General features: G+C 61.5%; 14 protein-coding genes. 6 read left to right on the top strand and 8 right to left on the bottom strand.

Annotation, left to right across the window (positions count from 1 at the left end):
• Positions 1-37: 37 nt before the first annotated feature.
• The 5 genes from treY to glmS form a co-directional block, all read right to left on the bottom strand.
• Complete coding sequence (gene treY / locus AC0J5Z_RS09085; protein WP_475038764.1) at positions 38-2350, bottom strand: malto-oligosyltrehalose synthase; 2313 nt, start codon at positions 2348-2350, stop codon at positions 38-40.
• The gene (gene glgX / locus AC0J5Z_RS09080) at positions 2347-4632 is read right to left on the bottom strand and encodes a glycogen debranching protein GlgX (protein WP_475038763.1); all 2286 of its coding nucleotides are present in this window, start codon (positions 4630-4632) and stop codon (positions 2347-2349) included. The genes treY and glgX overlap by 4 nt, the downstream gene beginning before the upstream one ends.
• Positions 4633-4701: 69 nt before the next feature.
• Entirely contained in the window at positions 4702-6279 is a 1578-nt protein-coding gene (locus tag AC0J5Z_RS09075) for an NAD(P)H-hydrate dehydratase (protein WP_475038762.1), read from the bottom strand.
• Between the two features lie 16 nt (positions 6280-6295).
• Positions 6296-6643: a holo-ACP synthase gene (locus AC0J5Z_RS09070; protein ID WP_011775548.1), complete on the bottom strand. Its 348-nt coding sequence runs from the start codon at positions 6641-6643 to the stop codon at positions 6296-6298.
• Positions 6644-6647: 4 nt separating this feature from the next.
• Positions 6648-8531 carry a glutamine--fructose-6-phosphate transaminase (isomerizing) gene (gene glmS, locus AC0J5Z_RS09065; RefSeq protein WP_475038761.1) on the bottom strand — a complete coding sequence of 628 codons (1884 nt, stop codon included), beginning with the start codon at positions 8529-8531 and terminating at the stop codon, positions 6648-6650.
• Between the two features lie 139 nt (positions 8532-8670).
• Between glmS and coaA the strand changes: the two genes are divergently transcribed.
• Complete coding sequence (coaA, locus tag AC0J5Z_RS09060; RefSeq protein ID WP_402934245.1) at positions 8671-9642, top strand: type I pantothenate kinase; 972 nt, start codon at positions 8671-8673, stop codon at positions 9640-9642.
• Between the two features lies 1 nt (position 9643).
• The gene (locus tag AC0J5Z_RS09055) at positions 9644-10528 is read left to right on the top strand and encodes a M15 family metallopeptidase (protein ID WP_475038760.1); all 885 of its coding nucleotides are present in this window, start codon (positions 9644-9646) and stop codon (positions 10526-10528) included.
• Positions 10529-10598: 70 nt separating this feature from the next.
• Here the strand turns inward: AC0J5Z_RS09055 and glmM are convergent, their stop codons facing one another.
• From glmM to rplM, 3 genes are all read right to left on the bottom strand, one after another.
• Positions 10599-11963 (bottom strand): phosphoglucosamine mutase, encoded by a 1365-nt coding sequence (gene glmM / locus AC0J5Z_RS09050; protein WP_475038759.1) that lies wholly within the window; start codon positions 11961-11963, stop codon positions 10599-10601.
• Positions 11964-12118: 155 nt separating this feature from the next.
• The gene (gene rpsI / locus AC0J5Z_RS09045) at positions 12119-12625 is read right to left on the bottom strand and encodes a 30S ribosomal protein S9 (RefSeq protein WP_475038758.1); all 507 of its coding nucleotides are present in this window, start codon (positions 12623-12625) and stop codon (positions 12119-12121) included.
• Positions 12626-12663: 38 nt separating this feature from the next.
• Complete coding sequence (gene rplM, locus AC0J5Z_RS09040) at positions 12664-13107, bottom strand: 50S ribosomal protein L13 (RefSeq protein ID WP_011775554.1); 444 nt, start codon at positions 13105-13107, stop codon at positions 12664-12666.
• A 287-nt stretch (positions 13108-13394) separates the two neighbouring features.
• Between rplM and AC0J5Z_RS09035 the strand changes: the two genes are divergently transcribed.
• The 4 genes from AC0J5Z_RS09035 (at position 13395) to AC0J5Z_RS09020 (ending at position 16086) form a co-directional block, all read left to right on the top strand.
• On the top strand, positions 13395-14039 hold the full coding sequence (locus AC0J5Z_RS09035; protein ID WP_475038757.1) for a prepilin peptidase: 645 nt from the start codon (positions 13395-13397) through the stop codon (positions 14037-14039).
• A 321-nt stretch (positions 14040-14360) separates the two neighbouring features.
• Positions 14361-14546 (top strand): Flp family type IVb pilin, encoded by a 186-nt coding sequence (locus tag AC0J5Z_RS09030; RefSeq protein WP_475038756.1) that lies wholly within the window; start codon positions 14361-14363, stop codon positions 14544-14546.
• Between the two features lie 104 nt (positions 14547-14650).
• Positions 14651-15058, top strand: a complete 408-nt coding sequence (locus AC0J5Z_RS09025) for a TadE/TadG family type IV pilus assembly protein (RefSeq protein WP_475038755.1) — start codon at positions 14651-14653, stop codon at positions 15056-15058.
• Entirely contained in the window at positions 15046-16086 is a 1041-nt protein-coding gene (locus AC0J5Z_RS09020) for a pilus assembly protein TadG-related protein (protein WP_475038754.1), read from the top strand. Before AC0J5Z_RS09025 ends, AC0J5Z_RS09020 begins: the two co-directional genes overlap by 13 nt.
• Positions 16087-16132: the final 46 nt, after the last annotated feature.

Genomic DNA, 16132 nt, shown 5'->3' with positions numbered 1-16132 from the left:
AGCGTGCATTGCAGTGACGGTGTCGGCGGTTCAGGAATCAGTCGATTGGAACCAGCAGGGCCACCGGATAGTGCTCCAGCAAGGTGTCCACCAGGACAGAGCCGGCTTCAAAAGTGGTCCCGGTGAGTTCGTCCCGGCAGGCCACCGTCAATTCGATAGCAGTGTCCCGCCAGCCGCCTTCCCTCGCGAGGCGCTTGGGCAGGCGTGTGGCAATGGTCAGAGCTCCCCGACGGTCTGCTCCGCGATCGAAAGCCACCACGTGTGCCGCTGCAGCGCCTTGAGCCGCGACCGGAAGGTAACCGGCGAACAGTTCAGGCCTGTCACGGCGAAGCCTCAGTGCACGGGAAACCACCAGCAGTTTGGCCGATTCCTCCGTGAACTCCGGCTTGGCGCCGTCATCCAACGCTGCCAAAGCGGCGGTGCGCGCTTGGAAGTCCACTGGCCGCCGATTGTCGGGGTCGGTCAGCGACCCGTCCCTGAATTCCGTACCTTGGTAGACATCGGGGACGCCGGGCATGGTCAGCTGGATCAGCTTGGCGGACAGCGAGTTGGACGTTCCATAGGGTTCAAGTTCGTCCACGAAGTTCGTCAGGGCGGCTGCAACCTCCGGGACGTCAAAAACAGCGTCGACGGCGGCAGCCAACCGGCGCTCGAAGTCCTGGTTGGGGTCGGTCCAGTTGGTGGAATTCCCAGCTTCGCGGGCCGCTTTCAAGGCATAGGACTGCAACCGTTGGCGATCTGCAGGCCACGCGCCGACGATCGATTGCCACACCAATGCGGCGAGCGGACCATCGGGGATGGGTGCGAGTTCCTGGACGGTGCCAAGGAAAAGTTCCCATTCCGGTACTGCCTCGGAGATGACCGAGATCCTGGCCCGTGCGTCCTCGCTCCGCTTGGTGTCATGGGTACTCAGCGTTGTCATGGAGAGCTGCAAGAGCTGCTGCCTGCGGGCCATGCGCTCGTGGAAGACTCCGCTGGGGATCGAGAACTCCGTGGGATCTGCGCCCACTTCCGTTAGCGACCCCAGCCGTGTGTAGCGGAAAAAGGCGGTGTCTTCCACACCCTTCGCCATCACCATGCCGGACGTCTGCTGGAAACGCCGGGCGAGCAGACTGGACTCATCCAGCAAGAGCGGCTGAAGCCGGCTGAGGACGGTTGCCAGGTCAGGGCGCTGCCTGGCCGCGTTTTCCACGGACTCGATGAGCGTTTTCCCGCCATAGGGCAGATATGTCCTGTAGATCGGGAAGCAGCAAATGACTTCGGCCAGGGCGTCGGCAACCTTGGCGAACGGCATCTCCAACGATTCAGGCACGAGACGGGCAAGCCGCAGGATCTCCGAGCGCAAAATGCCATCGGCGATACGGCGCTTGGTCGCGTGAATCATGGCGTGATAATCCGCTGGAGCGTCCGCATTCCGAAGACGGGCATCGAGCGAGTTCAGGTACTCCTCCGCAGTGGGGTCAACGAAGAGTCTGTCAACGTCAGCCAGTGCGTCGTAGCCTGTGGTCCCTTCGCAGTCGAAGGTGTCCGGCAACTGCTCCCCAGGCTCCAGGATCTTCTCCACCAGAAGGTACGCGCCCCCCGTCGCCTCGCGCAGACTGGAGAGGTAGCCTTCGGGGTCCGCGAGCCCGTCCGGGTGGTCGATCCTCAGGCCGTCCACCAGTCCTTCACGGAACCAGCGAACGATTTCTTCATGGGACTCGTCAAAGACCCAGGGTATTTCGACGCGTACCCCGGCCAAGGTGTTCACTGCGAAGAACCGGCGGTAGTTCAGGTCGGCGTCGGCCCGGCGCCAGCCAACCAGCTCATAGTGCTGCCGTGCATGGACCTCGCGCGGGCTGTCCCCGGACGTGTACGTACCCTCGGCCAGGGGGAAACTGTGATCGTAGTAGCGCAGCTCGTCGTCCACGACCTTCAGCTCGTCAAGTTCGTCGTCGCTTCCCAAGACAGGGATGCGAATCTTCCCCCCGCCAAAATCCCAGTCGACGTCGAACGCCTCGGCATACTTTGAACCGCGGCCTTCCTTCAGCAGCTGCCACCACCATGCGTTCTGCTTCGGTGTTGCAACGCCCATATGGTTGGGCACTATGTCGGCCAGGATGCCGAGGCCCTTGTCCTTCGCTGCCTTGGACAGTGCGGAGAGCCCTTCCGGGCCTCCCCTGGAGGGATCCACAGTGGAGGGATCGGTCACGTCATAGCCGTGATCCGAGCCCTTTTCTGCAGTCAGGATCGGTGAGACGTAGACCCAGTCGACCCCAAGTGAGTGCAGATAGCCGGTCAGCTCCGCTGCATCCTGCAGTGTGAAGCTCGGGCGGATTTGTAGCCGGTACGTCGAAATGGGGGTTTTCACGAATCCGCCTTCTTCGGGACGCCGGCACCCTTATCGTCATCAGCCGGGGCGTCCGCCTTGTAGTCAAAGGGCAAAGAGGTCACCGCCGGGGCTGTGATGGATGCCGTCTCAGGAGTGCTTGCATGGGTCAACGCGGCAAGGGAAGCAGCAACAGAGTGATCCGGTTCTATCTCGGGAGTGCTGTGGGCGCGGAGTACCACCAGTGACTTGCCACCTACCATCAGGATCTGGTCCGGCTTGATCACACCCGCCTCAGCGCCCTCGCCCGCGGTATCGATCATGACATCCCATGCGGGCGCGTACTCGTCGGAGGGAATCCGGAAGCCTACCTCGTCCGAGTCAGCGTTGAAGTACAGCAGGAAGTTGACGTCGGTGATGCGTCGTCCTTGGTTGTCCCGGCCATGAATGCCGTCGCCGTTCAGGAACACACCTACTGAGCGGCCCAAAGCCTCGTCCCAATCCGAGGGGCTCATGGTGCTCGCGTCCGCATCCAGCCATACGATGTCCGGCAGGCGTTCACCTTCGCCACGCAGGACCGGGCGTCCGTCGAAGAACCGGCTGCGCCGCAGGCTGGGGTGCTTGGCCCTGAGGGCACTGACTGCTGCCGTGAATTCGATCAGAGGCTGGTCCACGTTGTCCCAGTTGATCCACGTCAGCTCTGAGTCCTGGCAATAACCGTTGTTGTTGCCGTTTTGCGTTCTTCCAAGCTCGTCACCATGAAGGAGCATGGGAACGCCCTGGGACAGGAACAAGGACGCAATGAAGTTGCGCTGTTGGCGCGCCCTCAGTCCAAGAACGGTGGGATCGTCCGTGGGCCCTTCGGCGCCGCAGTTCCACGATCGGTTGTGGGACTCCCCGTCGTTGTTGCCTTCACCGTTGGCCTCATTGTGTTTTTCGTTGTAAGACACAAGATCCGCCAGCGTGAAGCCATCGTGGGCGGTGACGAAGTTGATCGAAGCCACAGGGCGACGACCTGAGTGTTCATAGAGATCCGCCGAACCGGTCAGCCGGGAAGCGAATTCGCCCAAGGTGGACGGTTCGCCACGCCAGAAGTCGCGGACGGTATCGCGGTATTGCCCGTTCCATTCCGTCCACTGGGGAGGGAAATTACCAACCTGATAACCGCCGGGACCGACGTCCCAAGGCTCGGCAATGAGCTTCACTTGGGAAACCACCGGGTCCTGCTGGATGAGTTCGAAGAAGGTGGACAGTTTGTCGACGTCGTAGAACTCACGGGCAAGCGTGGAGGCCAGGTCAAAGCGGAATCCGTCAACGTGCATCTCGGTGACCCAGTAGCGCAGGGAGTCCATAAGCAGCTGGAGCGAGTGCGGACTACGGACATTCAGCGAGTTGCCGGTGCCGGTGTAGTCCATGTAGTACTTCTGGTCGTCTTCCACCAGCCGGTAGTAAGCGGAGTTGTCGATGCCCTTGAAAGAGAGGGTGGGTCCCAAATGATTGCCCTCGGCCGTGTGGTTGTACACGACGTCAAGAATGACTTCGATTCCCGCGGTGTGCAGCGAGCGCACCATGGCCTTGAAATCCTGGACCTGCTGGCCGGTATCGCCTTTTGAGCTGTAGCTGTTGTGGGGTGCGAAGAACCCAATGGTGTTGTAGCCCCAGTAGTTGTTCAGGCCCTTGTCTTGAAGGATGCCGTCGTTGACGAACTGGTGTACCGGCATGAGTTCAATGGCTGTGATGCCCAGCTTCTGCAGGTGGGAGATAACAGCGGGGTGCGCGACGCCGGCATAGGTGCCGCGCTGCTCGTCGGGCACCTCGGGGTGCATCTGGGTGAGGCCCTTGACGTGGGCCTCGTAGATGACTGACTTGTGGTACGGAATCCGCAGCAGCTTGTCGCCGTCCCAGTCGAAGAATGGATTGATGACGACGCCCAACATCATGTGGGGAGCTGAGTCTTCGTCATTGCGCGAATCCGGATCCCCCAGGTTGTACGAGAACAAGGACGGGTCCCAGTCGATTTGCCGGTGGATGGCCTTCGCGTAAGGATCCAGCAGCAGTTTGTTGGGGTTGAAACGTTGGCCGGCATCGGGGTCGTAGGGTCCGTGAACCCTGTAGCCGTACTTCTGTCCCGGTTGGACCTGCGGCAGGTAACAGTGCCATACGTAACCATCCACCTCGGTAACGTCTACGCGGACTTCGCCGCCGTCGTCGTCAAAGAGGCACAATTCCACTTTCTCGGCCTTCTCGCTAAACAGCGCGAAGTTGGTGCCGGTGCCGTCAAAAGTGGCACCCAGCGGATAAGCCGATCCAGGCCAGACTTCCATGCGTTCTCCTCTTGATGATGCGAACAACTGTTGCAAGCCTACTCATGAGCCCAGACACCGACAGCAACCTTACGGTCTTGTTCGGTCGTATTCCGCGTTGAGCGAACCAATGACGCGCGGTACTGCCGTCATGATCGCTGACGCGGTAAGGGGTCCATTGCCGAAATCTGCGGACGCCAGGGCTCCAGCCCGGCTGTGGACGCTCGCAGCAACCGCGGCCAAGGCAGCCCAGCGGTCGGCCGGGTCCAGGCCCAAGCCGGCATACGCGCCGTCGTCGTCCTTGATCGACTCGGCCGACTGCGCCAGCAAAGCCCCCAGAACACCGGCCAGGACATCGCCGCTGCCCGCTGTTGCCATCCATGGCGTGCCTTCGGATTGACTGAGAACCACCCCCGACGGCGAGGCCACCAGTGTGGTGGCACCCTTCAGGAGCACTGTGGCTCCGGTTTGTTCTGCGGCCTGCCGTACGAAGTGAAGGGGCCGGGACTCGACGTCGTCGCGGGTTACCTTCACTTCACCCGTGGAAGGAAGCGAACCCAGCAACGTTGCCAGTTCTCCGGCATGGGGCGTCAGTATCCAGTGTGGCGGGCAGCGTTCCGGCAAAAGGCTCAGGGCTCCGGCGTCGACGACGACAGGAAGGCCAGCGTCGCGGGCCGACGTAGCAGCCTCCCGGGCGCGGGTCAGTTGCTCCTCACCGTCAACCCCGGATCCCAACAACCACGCTTGGACGCGGCCGGGATCAGAGGACTCCCACAGTGCCTCCGGCGTTCGGGCGAGAACCAGTTGCGCCGCAGCCTGCGGCCCGAGGTACCGCACCATACCCACTCCGGCAAGGGCAGCCGCGTGAACGCTCAGAACAGCGGCTCCGGCAAAACGGGCCGAACCCGCCACTACTCCCAAGACGCCGCGGGAATATTTGTGGGCCCGCCGGCCGGGTTGGGGCAGCAAAGCGCCCAGGTCCGGGGCAGTGAGCCGGCGAAGCTCAGGGTTTTTCTTGTCCAAGAAATTCTCAAGGCCGATCGGCACTAGTTCCACGCGTCCGGCACAGCCTTCGCCCGGATCCGTCATGAGTCCGGCTTTGATGCCGCCAAACGTCACGGTGACATCAGCATCCAGCACCGGCCAATGCACTTCTCCGCTATTGGCGTCCAGTCCGCTGGGGAGGTCGCAGGCCACCACCAGGCGGGGTCGCAGCTCTTGAAGGGACGCCACCAATTCCGCAGAGGCATCACGGAGCCCCCCACGGGCGCCGGTCCCGAGCAGTGCATCAATAATGACGTCATCGCCCGCACAGAGGACTGCAAGCTCTTCCGCGTTACCTGCCTCCAGCCGAGGAACACGCCCTCCGGCCGCGACAAAAGCAGCCAGCGCCTCCGGATGCACTTCAGCAGCGGCGAGTACCGCCGTCGTGCGCATTCCGCGGCGGGCCAGCAATGCTGCAGCGAAGAGGCCATCACCACCGTTGTTGCCCTTGCCGGCCAGCACCGTGACGCTGGCACCCGCAAGCTTTCGCCTGTTTTTGACCTCGCGAGCCACAGCTTGGGCCAACCCGTAAGCTGCCCGTTGCATAAGAACAGCGCCCTCACCGGAGTCCAGGAGCGGCTGTTCCGCATCCCTGATCTGTTGTCCGGTGAAGGCGCTGATCATTGTTTATATGGTCCGTTTAGCCCTCGGCGAGGACAGTCGCCGTCGCGATGCCGCCGTCGTGGCTCATGGACAAGTGCCACCGCTTGACGCCCTTGGCCTCGGCCACGGCAAGCACCGTTCCCTTGACCTGGACGGTGGGGCCGTTCTCGTCGAGGCCGATCCAGCAATCCTGCCAGTTCATGCCTGCCGGAGCGCCCAGCACCTTGGCCACAGCTTCCTTGGCAGCAAAGCGTGCGGCCAGGGACCGGGTGTTGAGTTCCCGCTCGGCAGGAACAAACAGACGGTCCCGGAGTCCGGGTGTCCGTTCCAACTGCCGGCCAAACCGCTCGATGTCTACGACGTCTACGCCAATGCCAACAATCATGGCGTTATTCTACGGTCACGCTCTTGGCGAGGTTACGAGGCTGATCAACGTCGTAACCCTTGGCACCAGCCAATTCAGCAGCAAAGATCTGCAACGGAACGGTGGTGAGCAGCGGCATCAGCAGGGTGGGAGTCTCCGGTACGTAGAAGACGTGTTCTGCGTAATCCTTGACGGATTCGTCGCCCTCTTCAGCGATGACCAAGGTACGGGCACCACGTGCGCGCACTTCCTGGATGTTGCTGACCACCTTGGAGTGCAGGGAATCGCGACCACGCGGGGACGGCACCACAACGAAGACCGGCTGGCCGTCGTCGATCAGGGCAATCGGACCGTGCTTGAGCTCGCCGGCGGCGAAGCCTTCAGCATGGATGTAGGCGATTTCCTTAAGCTTCAAGGCACCTTCGAGGGCAACCGGGTAGCCGACGTGGCGGCCCAGGAACAGGACGGACTTCTCATCCTTCATGCTGCGGGCGAGCTCGCGCAGGGGCCCTGCGTTGTCCAGGATTTTCTGGATCTTGGCCGGGATCTTGTTGAGGTCCGCGAGGACGTCCTTGATCTGGCCGGAGAAGATGTTGCCCCGCAGCTGGGCCAAGTAGAGGCCGAGCAGGTAGGCAGCGGTGATCTGCGCCAGGAATGCCTTGGTGGATGCAACGGCGATTTCCGGGCCTGCGTGCGTGTAGAGCACGGCGTCGGATTCACGCGGGATGGTTGAACCGTTGGTGTTGCAGATGGAGATCGTCTTGGCGCCCTGCTCACGGGCGTAGCGGACGGCCATCAGCGTGTCCATGGTTTCGCCCGACTGGCTGATGGAAACCACCAGCGTGTTGGAGTCGACGATGGGGTCGCGGTAACGGAACTCGTGCGCGAGCTCCACCTCGGTGGGAATACGGCACCAGTTTTCGATCGCGTACTTGGCCACCAAGCCGGCGTAGGCTGCGGTACCGCAAGCCAGCACGATGATCTTGTCCACCTGCTTGAGGAGCTCGGGATCGATGCGGACTTCGTCAAGGGTGAGCTTGCCGTTGAGGTCGGAGCGGCCCAAGAGGGTCTGCGCCACGGCGTCCGGCTGGTCGTGGATTTCCTTCTCCATGAAGGAGTTGAAGCCGCCCTTTTCAGCGGAAGCCGGGTCCCAGTCGACGTGGTATTCCTTGCCTTCGGCGGGAGCGCCGAAGAAGTCGGTGATCTCCACGGAGTCGGCGGTGATGGTGACGATCTGGTCCTGGCCCAGTTCAACAGCACGGCGCGTGTAGTCGATGAAGCCGGAAACGTCAGAGCCGAGGAAGTTCTCGCCGTCGCCCAGGCCTACAACCAGCGGCGAGTTGCGGCGGGCTGCCACTACGACGTCCGGCTGGTCGGCGTGCACTGCGAGGAGCGTGAAAGCACCCTCGAGTCGCTGGCATGCCAGGCGCATCGCCTCGGTGAGGTTGCCGCCGTCGCCATTAAGCTCGGTGCGGAAGATGTCACCAACCAGGGCGGCTGCCACTTCGGTGTCGGTCTCCGACTCGAAGGTGACGCCCTTGGCCAGCAGTTCCTGCTTCAGCTCTGCGAAGTTCTCGATGATGCCGTTGTGAATAAGCGCCAGGCGCCCGCCATCAGAGAGGTGCGGGTGCGCGTTGCGGTCGGTGGGGCCACCGTGCGTGGCCCAACGGGTATGGCCGATGCCGGTCAGGGATTCAGGTACTGGATTTGCTTCCAGTTCGCTGATCAGGTTGCTCAGTTTGCCGGACTTTTTACGGGACGAGATTGTCCCGTCAGCCACCACTGCGACGCCTGCGGAGTCATAGCCGCGGTACTCAAGACGACGCAGCCCTTCCACGACGACGTCAAGGGCGCTGTGACCAGCTGCCTTGCGAGACGAATTGCCAACATAGCCTACGATTCCACACATGGGTACAAGCCTAACGGCTAGAGCAAACAACTGATGTGGGACATCCCCTCTCATGCGCCCTCCAGCGTGAGATCCGCCTCTCATAATTCACCTGCCCGTCGTCGTGCATTTCCTGATCCGCCCCGCGGAGGGCAGAATCATGAGCGTGACTTTGCAACGCACCGAAGCTAATGGCGACGGCGCTTCCCCGTTTGTAGAGCTGGACCGGCAAACGTGGTCCAGGCTTGCAGCGCAGATGGAGCAGCCCCTCAACGAAGAGGACATCTTCCGTCTCCGCGGCCTCGGCGACCCCCTCGACATGAAGGAAGTCAGGGAGGTTTACCTCCCGCTTTCACGCCTCCTGCACCTTTACGTCGAGGCGTCCCATCAGCTCCATGCAGCCACAACCACCTTCTTAGGCGAGCAGACCCAACGCACCCCGTTCGTGATCGGCGTGGCCGGTTCAGTTGCTGTTGGTAAGTCCACCATCGCCCGTGTGCTCCGGGAAATGCTCAGGCGCTGGCCCGGGACGCCCAATGTGGAGCTCATCACCACAGACGGCTTTCTCTACCCGCTGGCCGAATTGAAGCGCCGGCACTTGCTCGAACGGAAGGGTTTTCCGGAGTCCTACGATCGCCGTGCCCTGTTGCGTTTTGTGTCGGAAGTCAAAGGCGGCGCCGAGGAAGTGCGGGCGCCGTGGTACTCCCACGTCACGTACGACATCGTGCCGGGCAAGGAAGTCGTCGTCCGGCGTCCGGACGTCCTGATCGTCGAGGGCCTCAACGTCCTGGCCCCCGCCAGGCCCCGCATGGACGGCAAGCAAGGCTTAGCCGTCAGCGACTTCTTCGACTTCTCCATCTACGTGGATGCCAAAACGTCCTACATCGAGGAATGGTATGTGGACCGTTTCCGGAAGCTGCGAACCACGGCCTTTGCCCAGCCCGAGTCCTACTTCCACCGCTACGCCACCCTCTCCGACGACGATGCTGAGTCCACTGCACGCGGCATCTGGAAACGCATCAACGAGCCAAACCTTGAAGAGAACGTGCTGCCAACCCGCGGACGTGCGCAGTTGGTACTTACCAAGGACGCAGACCACTCCATCCGCCGCATGCTGCTGAGGAAGGTCTAGCGTGTCCAACAATCCTCTGCCCATGCCCAGCCGGCGGGCCTTCGCAAGCCTGCTGACCGCTGGTGCGGGAATGGCCGCCCTGGCCGCTTGCACACCGGAGAACGCCGTCCCCTCCCCTGTTGCCGCCAACGCCGCCAGCGACGTCCCCTCGGCTTCCGCGACACCCTCAGTTGCCACGCCCAGCGCCGCGACCACCGAGCCTGCAACTGTTGAACCTGCGGCCAGCGCGACGCCCTCCAGCGGCATACCCTCCAGTACTGCCCCCTCGCATTCCGTTGCTCCGCAGCACTCGCTGACGGATCCCGCCAGCCCCTGGGTTGTGGTCAACAAGCACCGGCCTTTGACTCCCCGGAACTTCGTTCCGGCAGATTTGGTTCAGCCGAGCGTACGGCTCGCCGTCAGCGGCGAAGCGGCTTTGCTCAACAGCACGACGGCGGCCTCCGCAGAAAAAATGTTCGGGGCCGCAGCCTCCGAGGGCGTCATCATGACGTTGGCCTCCGGCTACCGTTCTTATTCCACCCAGGTGGCTACGTATAACGGATACGTGGCGAGTACCGGTCAGGCGGCGGCAGACAGGGCTTCCGCCCGCCCAGGGCACTCCGAACATCAAACGGGTTGGTCCTTCGACATAGGCGACGGTGGAGGAGTCTGCAGCTTCCAACCGTGCTTCGCCGAACAACCCGCCGCCGTGTGGGCCAAAGCCAATGCGCATAAGTTCGGGTTCGTGGTCCGCTATCCGTGGATGTTCCACGACACCACCGGATACTTCTACGAGTCCTGGCACCTGCGCTACATCGGCGCGGAGGCAGCCACCGACATGGCCACTCGCGGCATCGCTACCCTGGAGGAGTATTTCGGGCTCGAAGCAGCGCCGGACTACGTCTAGAGCCTTAAACTCTGAGGCCCGCTCCCCTGCTTCTACTCAAGCAAGAGTGCGGGCCAAAAAGTGTGCTTTCCTAAACTGCCATTTCGCTGGGGGCGCCCAAACGCTCTTTGACCACAGCAGCAAGACTCTTGCAGATACGCTCGGCCGTTTCCATGTCAGCGGCTTCCACCATGACACGCACCAGCGCCTCGGTACCTGATGGGCGGAGCAGCACACGGCCGGTCTCGCCGAGTTCGAGCTCCGCTGCGGCAACCGCTTCGGCCACGCCCTCATCGGTGGCGGCCCGGGCCTTGTCAACGTCCTTGACGTTGATCATGAGCTGAGGAAGCTTGGTCATGGCACTGGAAAGGTCCTTGAGGCTGCGGCCTGTCAGGGCAACCTGGGCGGCAAGCTGAAGACCGGTCAAGACACCATCGCCGGTGGTAGCGAAGTCCGAGAAGATCACATGGCCGGACTGTTCGCCACCAAGGTTGTACCCGCCGTCGCGCATTTCCTCCAAGACGTAACGGTCACCAACACCGGTCTCGCGGATGGTGATTCCGGCATCGCGGAGGGCAATCTTCAGGCCAAGGTTGCTCATAACCGTGGCCACGAGGATGTTGTCCTTGAGCTTTCCGGCGTCCTTGAGTGCCAGCGCCAGGATCGCCATGATCTGGTCGCCGTCCACTTCGTTGCCTTCGTGGTCAACTGCCAGGCAGCGGTCGGCGTCGCCGTCGTGCGCTACGCCAAGGTCCGCGCCGTGCTTTACCACCGCTTCCTTCAGCGGGCCCAAGTGTGTGGAGCCCACGCCGTCGTTGATGTTCAGGCCGTCCGGCTCTGCTCCGATAACCACGACGTCGGCGCCGGCATCCTTGAACACCTGGGGCGAACAGCCGCTCGCTGCACCGTGGGCGCAGTCAAGGACCACCTTCAGGCCGTCCAAGCGCTTGGGAAGGGTCCCGAGCAGGTGAACGATGTACCTGTCCTCGGCGTCCGAGAACCGCTGGATGCGTCCGACGTCGGCTCCAACCGGGCGCTGCGGCTCCTTGCCGAGCTGTGCCTCGATGGCGTCTTCGACGTGGTCGGGGAGCTTCTGGCCGCCCCGAGCGAAGAACTTGATGCCGTTGTCCGGCGCCGGGTTGTGCGAGGCCGACAGCATGACGCCGAAGTCGGCGTCGAGGTCTGCCACCAGGTAGGCGGCCGCGGGGGTGGGAAGAACACCGGCGTCATAGACGTCGATGCCGGAGCTGGATAGCCCTGCTTCCACGGCGGCGGCAAGGAACTCGCCACTCGCTCTGGGGTCCCTGGCGACAACGGCGCGTGGCCGCTTGCCGTTGGTTGTACGGTCATGGCCGAGTACGACGGCGGCGGCCTGGGCGAGCTGCATAGCCAGCTCTGCTGTGAGCAATCCGTTCGCGAGACCGCGCACGCCATCTGTTCCAAATAATCTAGACATCGGCTCAAGTTTAGACGACGACTGGACACCATCAGTTCAGGCGGGCGTCGGAGCGTCACATGCGGGCCGTGCAACGCCCGTGTTAAACGGCGAAAGCCCGCCCCGCCGAAGTGGCGGAACGGGCTTTCGATGCCCCAAAGCAGGGGCGAAGCGAATTAACGCTTGGAGTACTGCTGAGCCTTACGTGCCTTCTTGAGACCGGCCTTCTTGCGCTCGATGACGCGGGCGTCACGGCTCAAGTAACCGGCCTTCTTGAGGGTGGCGCGGTTGTTGTCGATGTCGATCTCGTTCAACGAGCGAGCAACACCGAGGCGCAGTGCACCGGCCTGGCCGGAGATGCCACCGCCGTGGATACGGGCGATGACGTCGTACGCGCCTTCAAGATCAAGGATCTTGAAGGGCTCGTTGACGTCCTGCTGGTGCAGCTTGTTCGGGAAGTAGTTGTCCAGCGTGCGGCCGTTGATGGTCCACTTGCCGGAGCCCGGCACAACGCGAACGCGTGCAACGGCTTCCTTGCGGCGGCCAACAGCTGCACCGGCAACGGTAAGTGCCGGGCGCTCCTTCTTGGGCGCATCTTCAGCAGATGTGCTTTCAGAGGTGTAGCTGGTGAGGGTTTCCTCAGCCTCGACGGCTTCGGCGGTCAGTTCTTCGTTCTGAGCCACGGTTCTCCTTGTAATGAAAAGTTGGTTGGTGGCCAGGACTACTGGGCGACCTGGGTGATTTCGAAAGTCTTCGGCTGCTGTGCAGCGTGGGGGTGCTCCGGGCCTGCGTAGACCTTGAGCTTGCCCAGCTGCTGAGCGGCGAGGGAGTTCTTGGGGAGCATGCCCTTGATGGCCTTCTCAACAGCGCGAACCGGGTTGGATTCCAACAGCTCTGCGTAGTTGACGGAGGTCAGGCCGCCCGGGTAACCGGAGTGGCGGTATGCGCGCTTCTGCTCCAGCTTGGCGCCGGTGAGGGCAACCTTTTCAGCGTTGATGATGATGACGAAGTCGCCCATGTCCATGTGGGACGCAAAGGTCGGCTTGTGCTTTCCGCGCAGCAGTGTTGCGGTCTGGCTGGCAAGACGACCAAGGACAACGTCGGTGGCGTCAATGACGTGCCACTGGCGGTTGATATCGCCGGGCTTCGGGGTGTACGTACGCACGGTTTTGCCTCGTTCTTGTTCTGGCGTTCATGTTTTAGGCGGCACGCAATAAGGCGTGTACCTACTATGTATGCGCTACCGGAGCAGAGGTGAGGGCTCTATGTACCAGTCATCCCATGATCTCGAAATGCCTCAGGAGTTAGCGATCCTGCAACTGGATCCCCCGGAAGGCATGTGTCATCGAGATAGGACACGCACAACGACTCTAAACAATACCTTCACTTGGGTGTCCGGGTCAAAATGGGGTAATCGCCCCTCGGGGTCGCGCACCGCAGTGAGGACAACTGATGACCGAGACTCCCATCTTCCCACTCATCTTTGCCCTTGCTGGCCTGCTGCTGAGCCCGGCGGCGGAATGGATGATCGCCCGAACGCTTCCGCGTCTCGGTGGACTCCCTCTTCATAGGGTCCGGATTACGACGGCGGCCGTCACCGCGCTGCTGTTTGGCCTGCTCGCATGGCGCTTTGGCTTTTCTCCGGAGTTGCCGGCATTTCTTTTACTGGCGCTGTTGGGCGTGCAGCTTTCAAGGATTGATTTCACCCTCCACCTGTTGCCCAACGCACTGGTTTTGCTTCTATTTGGGGGCGGTTTACTGCTCCTGGCGACCTCCGCAGCTCTTGCCCCGGGGTGGCCCGAGCTCCTCCGGGCACTCGCCGGAGGGGCCATCCTGTTCGCCGGCTACTTAATTCTGGGACTTTTTTCGCCGGGAAGCATCGGAATGGGCGATGTGAAGCTCGCCGCACCCCTGGGGCTGTACTTGGGGTACTTGGGTTGGCAGCAAGTACTCTTCGGCGGACTACTGGGATTCGTGGTGGGCGGGATGCTCACGGTGCTGATGTTGGGCCTGAAACGCGCGGAAAAGCCAAGGGAAACGGCACACGGCCCAGCGATGATCATCGCCGCCCTGGGCGTTGCCTTGGTCGTGAACTGACCCGTCCTAGTACGCCCTTGCATGCAGCCCTACAGGTCTCGGGATTAATAAGGCAGCTGTTGAAACCAAGTAATTTCGCCCCCTTCTTCGTCGAAAACTGAGTACTTACCTTCCTTGCCGCACGCCGGCAAGTAGAGCTCATACCCGCAAGTCGAGTACGACTACGCATTGTCGCAGCTGCTTCCCAGGGTGAATTCTTATCTCATCGAATTCCGAACCGCTAAAAGCTACATGGGGGTAGTTCGGGAGTCGAAGCAAATTCCGATAATTTGCTGGACCTATAACCCAATTCGTAAATATTTTTCTGGGAAGGATTTTCCAATGTCTGCTTTCATGTTCACCGTCACCTCGTACATCGCCGGCGTCAAGGACCGCTTCAAGGAGGAGAAGGGCGCGACGATGGTTGAATACGGCATCATGGTCGCCGCTATTGCAGTCGTCGTGGGTGTTGCAGCCTTCGCACTTGGCGTCCGAGTCGATCTCCTCTTCGACGGCATCGTCTTCTAGGCTCTGGCCAGTGACGAGGTTGGTCGCGGCTGCCGCTTGGCAACCACGACCAACCCGTTGCTTTAAAGGCACGTTCTGTTGGGATCTGGGACCGGGAGACGGATGTGAAATCCAAAACGAATGAGCGTGGCGCTGCGGCCGTGGAAATGGCCATAATACTGCCACTTTTGCTGCTAATCCTGTTCGGAATCATGGAGTTTGGGCGGGCATACAATGTCCAGGTTTCCCTGACGCAAGCGGCTCGTGAAGGAGCCCGCCATGCGGCGGTGCACTACCAGGACGGCACTTTGGACGTCTCGGGCGCAGCGTTGGCCGCCGCGCCGGCACTGGACGGCCTGGGGGTCACAGTCTCGGACAATGCTTCGAGCTGTGCACCCGGATCCAACGTGGAAGTCACCACCAGCGTTTCCTTGCAGTCGTTGACGGGTTTTCTGGATGCCGGCTTTTTCGGTGGATCCGGAATCTTCCCCATCAACATGTCAGGAGTGGGGGTGATGAGATGCGGCGGCTAACGAAAATCCGGAAGCGTGCCCTCGTCGCTGATGCGCGTTCAAAGGACGAACGCGGCTCAACGACGGTCATCGTTGCCGGCCTCATGGTGGTCCTCCTAGGATTTGCCGCTTTGGCGGTGGATGTGGGGGCTATCTACGCAGAGAAGGCTCAATTGCAGAACGGCGCTGATGCTGCAGCCTTGGCGATCGCCACGGACTGTGCTGGCGGTAGCTGTGGAAACAGCACCTCTACTGGAAATCAGTTCGCCAACAACAACGCAAACGACAACACGAGCGGCGCTGCAGTGACGTTTCCGGCCGCCACCACCGTCCGAGTGGTGACCAATGCCAGGGACACCGCAGGGCAAAACAGCTTCTCATTGTTCTTTGCGCAGGCCATGGGCTTCGACACGGCCAACATCGACGCGTCAGCTGAAGCGTCGTGGGGAGCTCCTTCTTCTGCCACAACGTTGCCATGGACGGTAAGCGAGTGCGTTTTCAAGAAGTATCTTTCACCAGCCCAGCTCGCGTCCCTTAATTCCACAGGGAACTTCACAGGTGATCCCATCCCAACTCATATTCTTCTTCGCTACGACGAGAATGCGCCGACAGTCCCAGGGTGCGCCGCACAAAACGGCTATCAACCTGGTGGCTTTGGTTGGCTCGTCACCGATTCCGGTTGCTCCACCGATATCGATCTGGACGCGACTGTCAATGGACAAACCGGTAATCACTTCCCTAACGCAGCCGCTTGCGATGCCGCATTGGCCACCATCATGGACGAACCGGCCCTTATCCCACTCTTCAAGACGGCTACGGGAAATGGCAGCAATGCCAAATACACCCTGGTCGGTTTCGCAGCATTCCAGGTCACTGGATACAAGTTCAGCGGCTCTGGGGCCTCGCTGGACCCCTTGGCACCAAGCTGCACGGGAAATTGCCGTGGAATCCAAGGGTTTTTCTCACGCTTTGTGTCCCTCGAAGAGGGCATGCAAGTTACCGGAGGTATTCCCAATTATGGGGCTTCGGTGGTCTTGCTCACCGAGTAGTCACTCAAAGAGTGTCTGCTCTCGAACTCACGAAACTCAAAGGAGT

This window comes from Paenarthrobacter sp. TRD_SC_7, from assembly GCF_056156245.1.
The sequence above is the reverse complement of the archived record's forward strand: the minus strand, read 5'-3'. Positions and strand labels throughout refer to the sequence as shown.